General features: G+C 68.6%; 11 protein-coding genes. 5 read left to right on the forward strand and 6 right to left on the reverse strand.

Annotated elements, in window-relative coordinates; all coding sequences use genetic code 11:
* Window positions 1-5: 5 nt before the first annotated feature.
* The 6 genes from ACZ3I4_RS35445 to ACZ3I4_RS35470 all read right to left on the reverse strand — a co-directional run bounded on the left by ACZ3I4_RS35445 (window position 6) and on the right by ACZ3I4_RS35470 (window position 6,288).
* Window positions 6-848, reverse strand: a complete 843-nt coding sequence (locus tag ACZ3I4_RS35445) for an SGNH/GDSL hydrolase family protein (RefSeq protein ID WP_465386453.1) — start codon at window positions 846-848, stop codon at window positions 6-8.
* A gap of 245 nt (window positions 849-1,093) precedes the next feature.
* Window positions 1,094-1,399 (reverse strand): hypothetical protein, encoded by a 306-nt coding sequence (locus tag ACZ3I4_RS35450; RefSeq protein WP_465386454.1) that lies wholly within the window; start codon window positions 1,397-1,399, stop codon window positions 1,094-1,096.
* Window positions 1,392-2,132, reverse strand: a complete 741-nt coding sequence (locus tag ACZ3I4_RS35455; protein ID WP_465386607.1) for a cytochrome c oxidase assembly protein — start codon at window positions 2,130-2,132, stop codon at window positions 1,392-1,394. The genes ACZ3I4_RS35450 and ACZ3I4_RS35455 overlap by 8 nt, the downstream gene beginning before the upstream one ends.
* 2 nt (window positions 2,133-2,134) lie before the next feature.
* Complete coding sequence (locus ACZ3I4_RS35460; protein ID WP_465386455.1) at window positions 2,135-2,575, reverse strand: DUF2243 domain-containing protein; 441 nt, start codon at window positions 2,573-2,575, stop codon at window positions 2,135-2,137.
* Window positions 2,559-2,702, reverse strand: a complete 144-nt coding sequence (locus tag ACZ3I4_RS35465; protein ID WP_465386456.1) for a hypothetical protein — start codon at window positions 2,700-2,702, stop codon at window positions 2,559-2,561. Before ACZ3I4_RS35465 ends, ACZ3I4_RS35460 begins: the two co-directional genes overlap by 17 nt.
* A 244-nt stretch (window positions 2,703-2,946) precedes the next feature.
* Window positions 2,947-6,288: a CARDB domain-containing protein gene (locus tag ACZ3I4_RS35470; protein WP_465386457.1), complete on the reverse strand. Its 3,342-nt coding sequence runs from the start codon at window positions 6,286-6,288 to the stop codon at window positions 2,947-2,949.
* A gap of 219 nt (window positions 6,289-6,507) precedes the next feature.
* Between ACZ3I4_RS35470 and ACZ3I4_RS35475 the strand changes: the two genes are divergently transcribed.
* The 5 genes from ACZ3I4_RS35475 to ACZ3I4_RS35495 all read left to right on the forward strand — a co-directional run bounded on the left by ACZ3I4_RS35475 (window position 6,508) and on the right by ACZ3I4_RS35495 (window position 9,740).
* The gene (locus ACZ3I4_RS35475) at window positions 6,508-6,891 is read left to right on the forward strand and encodes a YbaB/EbfC family nucleoid-associated protein (RefSeq protein WP_465386458.1); all 384 of its coding nucleotides are present in this window, start codon (window positions 6,508-6,510) and stop codon (window positions 6,889-6,891) included.
* Window positions 6,888-7,217: a hypothetical protein gene (locus ACZ3I4_RS35480; RefSeq protein ID WP_465386459.1), complete on the forward strand. Its 330-nt coding sequence runs from the start codon at window positions 6,888-6,890 to the stop codon at window positions 7,215-7,217. The genes ACZ3I4_RS35475 and ACZ3I4_RS35480 overlap by 4 nt, the downstream gene beginning before the upstream one ends.
* Window positions 7,214-8,419: an eCIS core domain-containing protein gene (locus tag ACZ3I4_RS35485; protein ID WP_465386460.1), complete on the forward strand. Its 1,206-nt coding sequence runs from the start codon at window positions 7,214-7,216 to the stop codon at window positions 8,417-8,419. Before ACZ3I4_RS35480 ends, ACZ3I4_RS35485 begins: the two co-directional genes overlap by 4 nt.
* Window positions 8,416-8,679 carry a hypothetical protein gene (locus tag ACZ3I4_RS35490; protein ID WP_465386461.1) on the forward strand — a complete coding sequence of 88 codons (264 nt, stop codon included), beginning with the start codon at window positions 8,416-8,418 and terminating at the stop codon, window positions 8,677-8,679. The genes ACZ3I4_RS35485 and ACZ3I4_RS35490 overlap by 4 nt, the downstream gene beginning before the upstream one ends.
* 68 nt (window positions 8,680-8,747) lie before the next feature.
* Complete coding sequence (locus ACZ3I4_RS35495) at window positions 8,748-9,740, forward strand: fibronectin type III domain-containing protein (protein WP_465386462.1); 993 nt, start codon at window positions 8,748-8,750, stop codon at window positions 9,738-9,740.
* Window positions 9,741-9,754 lie beyond the last annotated feature (14 nt).

Below are 9,754 nucleotides of genomic sequence, written 5' to 3' on the forward strand. Positions count from 1 at the left end.
GCAGACTATTTGAATCCGTAGGTCACGTCGGCGATCTCGGCCTGGCCCCGGACGTTGGGGTGGAAGTAGTCGACCTGGTTGACCAGATCGAGGCTGAAGCCGGCCTCGTACACGTCGTCGTCCCACCGGCAGCGCTTGCCGTACTTCTCGCACGCGGCGGCCAGCTCGTCGTTGTAGTCGTTGATCCGCGTCCGCACCAGCCGGCGGCGCGCATCGTCGCTCTCGTCGGTCGAGGCCGGATCGGCCAGCATCGACCGGCACGTGCCGAACCGCTGCCACGCCCGTACGGCCCGGGCGTCGTCGCGCCCCAGCTGCCACAGCCGGTAGAGATCGGGTACGCCCGCCACCACGACGTTGGCCTTGGGCAGCCCCTTCTTGAGCCGGTTGAGCCCGCGGTCGATCTCGCGGCGGAACGTCGACACCGACGTCATGCCCGCGGTCGTGCCCGCGCAGGCGTCGTTGGCCCCGATCAGGATCGTCACGTACTGCGCCTTCATGTCCACGGCCTGCGCCACCTGGGTCGCCAGATCCCGGGCGTGCGCCCCCGGCCGCGCGAAGTTGCGGGCCTTGTTCTTGATCCGCGGGTTCTTGGCCAGAATGCGCGCATAGTGGCTGTCGACCGCGTCGGCCGTCCCCGTGGCCCACGAGTTGCGCCCGCACACCACGAACGCCCCGCAACTGCCGAACCCCGCCGTGATCGAATCCCCGAGCGCCGCCATCGACGAGGGATAGCCTTTCACCGGTGTTCCCGACGGCTCGGACCCTCCGCCCGCGCCTCCCGCTCCCTCGCAGGCCAGCGCGAAAACCGCCAGCACCGCGAACGCCCCCACATGCCAGCGGCGAACCATCAACCCTCCAGAGTGACGGGATGCAACCACTCCGGCACGATATGTCATCAACGCGGCCCGCGGAGTGCCACCTTTCGCCCAGACCACCCCTGAAACCCAGAAATTCCCCTACGTACGCCTCGCCGGCTCACCCGAAAGCACCAGGGCCGTTCGCGCGGCGCCTCGCGGCCCGGGTGCCACACCGGGCCGCAGCGCGCGCTCCGGCCGTGGCGACCGCTCACCCGGGCCGCGCTCAAGCGGTGCCGTCAGGCTCGGGCGAGTTCGTCCCTCGTGACGTTCAGGGTCACCGTGGCCGGTTCGCCCTCGACCGACCCGGCGATCTGGTCGCCCGCGGCGTAGACGTCGTTGGAGAGCAGCCCGGTGCCGTCGATGCGCAGGTAGCCGGCGGCCATCAGGCGCTCGGCCACCCCGGCGGCCACGTCGGGGCGTACGTCGGTTCCGGGCATCTGGACGGCCGTCACCGTCCCGACCTCTTCGCCGGCCGAGTCGGCGACGGACATGCCCACGTTCACGCGGGCGATCGGCAGCGGCTGCGTCGGAGTGTCAGGCATGATCCCCGGATTCCCCGGCCGGGCCGGTAAAAACCTGGGCCGGCAACCGCCATGGGCGGGCCGGGGCCGGGAACATCCGCCGGCAGAGCAGCACGATGACGACCAGGTGCAGCAGGTCGCCGCCGTAGTACATCAGCTGGGCGGCCTGCTCGGCCTCGAGCGCGGGCACGCCGGGCGGCGGGTGGCCGTAGAGACGCTTGGCCAGGATGCCGTGCGCGGCGATGAAGGCGACCAGCACGACCGCGCGGGCGCGGACGCCCGGCCGGTGCGGTGCCGGGTCGCGGCCGATGATCGCGGCGGTGAACAGGTAGCCGGCCAGCAGCATGTGCACCTGCAGGAGGGCGCCGCCCGAATGCAGGCCGGTGGTGTAGACGACCCAGAGGCCGCCGGCGTCGAGGAGCCCGGCCGTGACCGGGTGGGTCAGCACCGCCACCGGACGGCTGCGCAGAACTCGGGACAGCCGGCGCGCCGGTCGTACGGGCAGGGCGCGCAGCGCCAGGGTCACGGGCCGGCCGAGCACGAGCAGGATCGGCGCGCCCATGCCGAGCACGAGGTGGCCGAACATGTGGTCACGGAAGTCGTGCTGGTGTCCGGAGACGGCGGCGACCGCGGCGGCGATGCCGAGATACCAGGCCAGGGACCGCCCGGCCGGCCAGCCGATTCCCCGACGGCTCAGACGGGCGGCCGCGGCCGAATAGGCGACGGCGCCGGCGAGCAGCGCGACGGTCACCATCGTCAAGCGGTCTCCACGGCCGCCCGGGAGCGGACCAGCAGGGTCACACCGGCGACGATCAGCGCGGCGGCGATGATGTTCCAGGTCCAGTCGTACGCGGTCAGGTCCACCCCGTAGCGGATCTGGTGCAGCCGCATCAGCTTGTGCTGGATGGTTCCGTCGTAGAGCTGGAAGACGCCGGCCGCGGTGAGCAGGGCGCCCCACCAGGGCCGGGAGTCGAACGTGCCGGTCCGGCGCAGCGAGGCCAGCATGAACAGCGAGGCCACGGCGGCGAAGAAGCTGACGGCGTGGAAGATGCCGTCGGACACCAGGCCGGCGGACGGGGTCGACTTGTCATAGAAGTGGTGCCAGTGCAGGAGCTGGTGGAACACGGTCTCGTCGACGAAGGCCGCGATCCCCAGCCCCAGCAGTGCCCCCGAGAGGATGTTATTTCTTCTCGTCACGGTCGTCCTCGTCGCGGGCCCCGGTCTCTTCGGACGGAGGGCGCCGGCTCGCCTCGACCTCGGTCGGTGTGACCGGGGTGTCGGAAGCGTCCTCGGCGGCGCCACGCTCGATTCCGTGTTCGTTCATCGCGGTCCCGTCCCTCCATGCATCGTGGACGGCGCGGGTACCCCGGGAACCGGACGGCAAACGGCCGGTCGCCGGGGGCCACGGCAGCCGGTGGCCGCGCTGGGGCCCGGTGGATCGCTCAGGCCGCGAGGCGCAGCGGGTCCGGCCTTGGTGCGGTTGTCGTGGTCGACGAGGCGTACGTCTGCGGTGTGATCTGGTCTTGGCGGTGTCCCCGCACAATTGGCCGGGGACACCGCCAAGCCCGCTAGCTGCCGGTGATGGTGAATTGCGAACCGGGCTGGATGACGATGTTGCCGTCGGCCGAATTGGTGATGGTGACGTTGCTGAGAATCGCGTTTCCGCGGGCGCCGCTCATGGCCAGGATGCCGGCGCCGTTGTTGGACTTGTCGATTTTCACGTTGGTGATGGCGACGTTCGGCATGTTGCCGCCGCCCGTCTTGAACTGGATGCCGTCGTAGGTCGAGTCGATGATCTCGGTGTCCCGGATCGTCACGCCGGGGATGTCCTTGCCCTGCGGGAACAGGGTGATCGCACCGAACTCCTGGTCCTCGTTCCAGAACACGCCACCGGCCCGGTAGAGGCCGTTGTTGGCGAGCAATGTCGTCCCGCCGAACGGCAGCGGATCGTGGTCGGTGGCCAGCATGATGCCGGGGTAGTTCATCGTGTCGTAGACGAGGTTGTTCTCGGCCGAATTGTTCGACCCGCCGTAGATGGCGATGCCGTTCGCCCGCCACGGCAACTGCACGGTGTTGTTGACGAAGTGGTTGTTGGAAGCGACATCGACGGAGGTGTCCTTGACGCGCGGGTTGGCCCAGACGGCCAGCGAATCGTCACCGGTGGTGCGGAACGTCGAGTTGAAGACCCGTGAGTTGCGCGTTCCGTTGCTGAAGTTGATGCCGTCCGCGTACGTGTCCCGGATGCGCATGCCGCTGAATTCGAGCCCGTCGCCCGGATTCCAGTAGGCGGGCGTGTCGGAATAGTCGCGGCCGACCCAGGCGCCGACGTTGACGTGCTCGATCCACACGTTGCTGATCTTCGTGTTCTTGCCGAGCCGGCCGTTGATGCCGTGGCCGCGGTTCGCCCGGTTCGTCGTCATGCCAAAGATGGCCAGGTCGGAGATCTGCGTGTTGTCGTCGATATCGAACCCGACGTTGCCCTCATGCGGGTGGTTGATGTTGCCGACCACGTTCTGCGGCTCGGTGTTCGTATAGAGCTGCGTGTGCCACATGCCGGCGCCACGAATGACGACGTTGCGCAGGCCCTTCTGGTTGTACTGGCCGCGGTTCGGGTCCGGCGACAGGATTTTCTGCTCCTGACGCCATTGCCCGGCCGGGATCCAGACACAGGGGATCACGCCGTTCTCGTCGTCGGTCACCGCGCGCTGAATGGCGGCGGTGTCGTCGATGCCGTCGTTCGGCACCGCGCCGTAAGTCGTGATCGACACGCAGCCGGCGGGCTGGGTGAGGGCCGGGGCCACCTGCTCGAGGTCGACCATGTCGATGACGTAGAACGACGCCGAGTCGGCCGCGTCGCGCTGCAGCTTGAATCGGGTGCCGGCCGGATACGACTGGGACAGCAGCGCGTGCGACTCGTCGAACAGCCGGCGCGCATTGGCCGACGGCGTGTTCGACAGCGACTCGGTGTCATCGGTCGTTCCGTACAGCCAGCTGTTGCGTGACGAGAGCGTCAGCCTCTGCACGAACTGGTCGTTGGCGTACAGGCTGATCGTCGCATTCTGCCCGCCGCCGTTCGGGGCGTCCGGGATCGAATTGCGGACGACGATCGAATTGGCCGCGTTGACCGACGTGAACTCGACGAACTGGCCCGTGCTGTTCAAACGCACCGACTTGCGGCCCGACGATTCGGTGCCGAAGTTGGTGTGCCCGAACGTCCGCAGCGGATCGGCCTCGACCAGGGTGCCCGAATAGCGCGCGGCCTCGGCCTCGTACGACACGTAAGGCGTGGCCGCTCCTCGCCCGACCACGATCGACTGCGTACGCGCGTTGTTGTTCTCGTTGGTCTCGGCGACGACATTGGTCGCGTCGGCCGTCGCTGTGACGGTCGCCCCGCCACTGGTCGCCGTCCAGGGCCCGGCGTTGACCGTGACCGTGGCGCCGGCCGCGATCGCACCGGTGGCCGCGCTCAGGGTGGTGCTGCCCGCGGTGACGCGCGTGGTGCTGGCCGCGGCCTGAATCGTGCCCCGGTTGTTGACCTGCACCGCGAAGGTGACCGCGGAACCGGCCGCCGGGTTGGACGGATTCGGCGTGACGCTCAGAACCTGCAGGTCCGGACCCGCGGCCTGGGCCACGACGAGCTGCGCCGGCGCCGTGTAGGTGTTGTTCGAGTTGTCCGTCTCGGCCACGGTGTTCGCCGGGTCCACGACGGCGGACACCTGATAGCTGCCCTGCCCCCGCCGTCCGGCGCTGACCGCGACGGTGGTCGAAGCCCCGGCCGCGAGCGCTCCCACGTTGGCGCTGCCGATGACGTTGCCGTTCAGCCGCACGTCGACGGTGGTCGCGGTCGAGGCGACGGTTCCGGCGTTGCGTACGGTGGCCGACACGTTGATGGCCGAGGACTCGTCCGGCGTCGAAGGAGTCCAGGTCAGACCGGTCACGACGAGGTCAGCGGCCGGCGCCCACGAGCCGAGCACCTGCATCTCGGCGACCTGCCCGCCGGGAGCGCCCGTGTTGCTGAAGAACTGCAGCTGCAGGTCGGCGACCCGGCCCGTGACCGGGATGCTGACCGTGTTGCCGCTGCCGAACGCGTAGTCGGCCCGCGCCTTGAGCGAGGTGAACGACGACGCGCCCTGCGCACGGCCGAGCACCTGGATGTTCTGGGTGCGCGGACCCCACGACGAGTCGGGGTTGAGCTTGACGACCACGCCGGTGACGTTGGCGTCCGAGCCGAGCTTGGCGGTCAGCGTGGCCGGGAAGCCGCTCGACTCCCAGTAGGAGGCGAGGTTGTTGTCGTTGGCGTTGGCCGCGACGAAGTTGAAGACGCTGTTGGACGCCTCCATCGTCTTGCCCGCCGCGAGGTTGGTGCCGGTCGGCGGGTCCGGGTCGGGATCCGGGTCCTGCCCGGCCACCCCGTAGACCTCGAGTTCCGACAACTGACCCGCGGGCCAGCCGGTGTTGCCGGTGATGGTGACGCGGACATATCGCACACTGGCCGCCGCGAAGTCGACCGTGACAGCGTTGCCGCTGCCCGGATTGAACGTGCGGCCCGCACTGGCCGACAGCGTGCTCCACGCCGAGTTGTTCGTGCTGCCCTGCACGCTGAGCGTCTGCGTACGCGTGGCCCAGTCGGCCGGCGGCGGCAGCTTCAGCTTGACCTGATCGACGTTGACGGCGCTGCCCAGGTCGACCTGCACCCACTGCGGAAACGCGTTGTTCGGGCTCTCCCAGTAGGAGTTCGCATTGCCGTCGGTGACATTGCCGGCCCCGTACGGGCCGTTGACGCCGCTCGCCGTGGCGGTCTTGCCCTGAGCCAGGTTCGGCCCACCGGCGGCGTGTGCGGGGGTAGCGGAAATCCCGGCGGTGACCAGGGCGGTCGCCAGGATGCCGGTGACGAGTCTTCGTCCTCTCATGAATCCCTCTTAGGTGTGCGCACGTGGTCGCCGGGGTTCGGGGTCCCGGCGACCACCGGGGACGGGGGACTTCTGCCACAATCTTTCAACTTGTTGCCAAGTTTTTTCGTGGGCAGGGATTCAAGGTTTCAGATATGTGACCAGAAAGTCAACGACCTGAGTCGATGGAGCTCGCTGGCTACCGTGTGGAACGTCCATCGAGGAGAGGCCGGGCTCACCGTGAACGACATCGACGCCGCCGAGGAGTGGCTGGACTCGTGGGTCGCCAATGTGAACACGCAGGCCGAGCGGAGCGTCGAGCTCTCTCGCCGGGTGGCCGCGCTGAACGGCTCGGCCGAAGGGCGGGACGGCGCGATCCGGGTGACGGTCGGCTCCTCCGGCGAGGTGAGCCACCTCGACCTGGACGATCGCGTGCACGACCTACGAGGCCCGCAACTCGCGCGAGAGATCATGTCGGTGATGCGGCGGGCCCAGGCCGACCTGGCGCGCCGGGTCGGTGAAGAGGTGCGCGAGACGGTCGGCGAAGACACCGAGACCGGCCGCGCGGTACTGCACTCCTTCGATGTCAGGTTCCCGATGCCGGATGACGAGGTGGGCCGGTGAGTGCGGAAGTGGAGTTCCCGGCCGAATCGGTGCTCCGTCATGTGGCAGCGGTGGACGATGCCTCCAGTCAGATGGCGCAGGCGAAGGCCGCGATCCACGAGGTCACCATGGACAGTCAGGCCTACGGGCAGCTCTGCCAATTTCTGCCCGGTTTGCTGAGTCCGGTCTTCGGAAGTGCCGCGGAAGTCATGAACGACGCGGTCGATGCGTTGGGTGAGACGGCGCTCAAACTGCGGGAGACCGTGAGCACCATGGATTCGGCGGATACCGGCAGTGCCCAGCGGCTGAAAGATGCGGCGGGCCCGGGGCTCGTGCTGCCGCTATGAGTAGCAACCCGCTGGTCGCCGAGGCGCAAAGCTCGACCACGTGGTACACCGGCCTCGGGCTTGTCGAGGACGCGGCGCAGATCAGCAGCGGTATCCGCGACAACAGTTGGGTCGACGGGACGCTCGGTACGGTCGGCGGTGGTCTCGACATGCTGGGCATGGCGATCGACCCGCTCGGTTCGCTGGCGGCCTGGGGCGTGAGCTGGCTGATGGAGCACGTGCGGCCCTTGAAGGAGGCGCTCGACTGGCTCGCGGGCAACCCCGACGAGGTTGCGGCGCACGCAACCACCTGGCAGAACGTCTCCGCCGCGACGGCCGGCACGCATCAGCAGTACGCGGATGCCGTCCGTGCGCAGGTTGCGGGATGGACGGGTGCTTCGGGCGACGCCTATCGGAATCATGCCGCCCAGCAACTCGATGCCCTCGGCGGAATTGCCACGGCGAGCCAGGCCATTTCGTACGCCGTCGAAGGTGCCGGTCTGGTGGTCGGCCTGGTCCGAGGCATTGTTCGCGATCTGATCGCCCAGTTCGTGGGAACCCTGGCCGCCCGCTTGCCTCAGTGGCTGGCTGAGGCCGGGCTGACGTTGGGCGTGGCCACCCCGGTCGTCATCGGGCAGGTCGCTGCGCTGGTGGCCAAGTGGGTCAACAAGATCCAGCACTTCATCCGCGGGCTCCTCAACAGCTTGCGGAGCCTCAACGGCAAGCTGGGCGACCTGACCGGCGTCCTGGAGGCGCTCAAGCAGGCCCTCCGCCGGCTCGGTCGCGCCGACCCGGCGAAAAGCGGATCCGGGTCACCCGACTTCTTCAGCAAGAGCCCGGCCCGCAGCAACCGGGACGTCCTCGAGAACGGCCCGGGAACACCGATGACCTTGGACAACGTCCACGACGTCGCCGACCGGATGGACATCGATCTTCAAGATGTCGATGTCGTGATCATCAGTGATCCGGAGGAGATCAGATATCTCGACCACATGGACGCCGGCGCCTACACACCTTCCGAGCTGAACGGCGCGCAGATCCGCTTGGGTCCGGCCAGCTTCGCCGACGACGAATCCCTGGCGGCTACCATCGCCCACGAACACACCCACGTCCAGCAGCAGCGCGCCGGAGAGCATCTCGAGCGCCCGTTGAAGGAACTCGAGGACGAGGCGTACGGCAGCGAGACCCCAGCCCTTGATCGGTTTAGGAACGGCCCGTCATGACAGCAGTCCAATTTCAGGTCAACGAGGTTTTCGACATTCCGGCGCGGGGCGGGCTGATCGCCGTCGGCTCGACGCGCAACGGCGAGTTCGTCGGGATCCCGCGGATCCGGGATGAGGCGAGCGGGCACCCGATCCATGTGCTCGGGGTGGATCATCCGACCCCGCGGACGCAGCGCACCGGCGAGACGATCCTGGTGGTCGACCGCGCCGACGCCGAGTACGTGGCGATCGGGCGAATCTGGACAGCCGACCAGAGCTGAGAGGTCCGCGGCGGTGCCGGCCCGCGTACGTCTGGCCAGTGACCGGCCTTCGATGACATGATCCGCCCGTGAACTGGGAGTCGGCGCGGCTGCACGAAGGCGACTACATCTACGTCTACGGCACCGAGTTCGCGCCCGGCCGGATGACGTTCGCGCACGTGGCCCGGGTCAGCGCGGCCAACCCCGACGGCGCCTGGCGGTACTGGACGGGCGCCACGTGGTCGGCCGACCCGGCCGCGTCGGCCCGTCTGCTCAGCGGGGTCGGCCCCGCCTACGCGGTCCGGAAACTGGATGCCCTGTACGTGCTGTTCACGCGCGAGAACAATCTGCCGTTCGACAGCCAGTTGGTGGCCTACACCGCGTTGTCGCCGACCGGGCCGTTCGACGGGCCACACCATCACGGAACCGTGCCCGAAGCCCTCACCGTGCACGAGGAACTGGACCGCGGCAAGCTGGTCATCTCGTACGGCGGCCGGGCCGAAGCCGGCTGGCCGTTCTGGCCACGGTCCACCACCCCGCCCGCACCGGAGCACCTGACCGTCACCGCCACGGACGATCACGCGTACCTGTCGTGGGGCATGGTAAATCGGGCCACGGCGTACCGCGTCTATCAAAGGGACGTCACCGGCGGGCAGACCCATTTCGCCCGGCTGCCCGATGCCCCTTCCGCCAGCATGTTCCGGGCCAGGCACCTCATCCCCGGCCACGAGTACGAGTTCCGGGTCGCGACCCTGACCGGAAACACCGAGGGACCGCTGAGCGCGACCGTCGCCGCGACCCCGCACAGCACCCGGCGGGCCACCGACGTCATCCGGTTCGCCGGAACGCCGGAAGCCATCGAGGGCACTTACCTGATCAGTCTGCGCGAGAGCGCCGTCCCGGAGGAAAACCTCGAGCCCTTCCTCCACCAACTGCTGGCCCAGTACGGCGCCACGATGACCACTGTTCTCGGTGTGCTGCACGGCTGCGGCGCCGAGATGACGGAAGCCCAGGCGCTCGACCTGGCCGCCCATCCCGACGTGGACGACGTCGAGCAGAACTCGCACGTGACGCTGGACTAGGTCCCGTAGCGAGG

The sequence above is a fragment of the Actinoplanes sp. NPDC021490 genome (assembly GCF_055562135.1).

What these genes read in the sequence shown, in the direction of transcription:
- ACZ3I4_RS35445 (WP_465386453.1), bottom strand. Translation starts at nt 848, where the DNA reads ATGGTTCGCCGCTGGCATGTGGGGGCGTTCGCGGTGCTGGCGGTTTTC.
- ACZ3I4_RS35450 (WP_465386454.1), bottom strand. Translation starts at nt 1,399, where the DNA reads ATGCCTGACACTCCGACGCAGCCGCTGCCGATCGCCCGCGTGAACGTG.
- ACZ3I4_RS35455 (WP_465386607.1), bottom strand. Translation starts at nt 2,132, where the DNA reads ATGGTGACCGTCGCGCTGCTCGCCGGCGCCGTCGCCTATTCGGCCGCG.
- ACZ3I4_RS35465 (WP_465386456.1), bottom strand. Translation starts at nt 2,702, where the DNA reads ATGAACGAACACGGAATCGAGCGTGGCGCCGCCGAGGACGCTTCCGAC.
- ACZ3I4_RS35470 (WP_465386457.1), bottom strand. Translation starts at nt 6,288, where the DNA reads ATGAGAGGACGAAGACTCGTCACCGGCATCCTGGCGACCGCCCTGGTC.
- ACZ3I4_RS35485 (WP_465386460.1), top strand. Translation starts at nt 7,214, where the DNA reads ATGAGTAGCAACCCGCTGGTCGCCGAGGCGCAAAGCTCGACCACGTGG.
- ACZ3I4_RS35490 (WP_465386461.1), top strand. Translation starts at nt 8,416, where the DNA reads ATGACAGCAGTCCAATTTCAGGTCAACGAGGTTTTCGACATTCCGGCG.